1 protein-coding gene is annotated in these 312 nt (G+C 59.6%); it reads right to left on the bottom strand.

Annotation, left to right across the window (positions count from 1 at the left end; translation table 11 throughout):
- Nucleotides 1-312 (bottom strand): cytochrome c family protein (locus JV201_RS04815; protein WP_219406586.1); only part of this gene is annotated, 312 nt, incomplete at its 5' end.

Genomic DNA, 312 nt, shown 5'->3' with positions numbered 1-312 from the left:
TTACTGCGCCTGGAACGTCGCAAGGTACGCCAGCAGGTTATCGATCTTCTCCTGGTCGCTGATCCCCCAGAAAATCATCCGGGTGCCGCTCACGACCTTTTTCGGTGCCTCGATGTAGGCGGCCAGCTTGTCCCGCGTCCAGACCACGCCTGAATTCTTCATCGCATCTGAATACTGGTAATCAGTGGTCGTGCCGGCCGGGCGGCCAATGATGCCGTTGAGCTGCGGCCCGAAACCGCCCCGGGCATTTTCGCCGACGCTATGGCAACCGCCGCAGGTTTTGCTGAATAACTTTCCACCGGCTTGGGCATC

Source organism: Pseudomonas sp. Colony2, from assembly GCF_019382755.1.
In the GTDB taxonomy this organism is placed as follows: domain Bacteria; phylum Pseudomonadota; class Gammaproteobacteria; order Pseudomonadales; family Pseudomonadaceae; genus Aquipseudomonas.
This window is presented reverse-complemented; position numbering and strand designations above follow the sequence as displayed.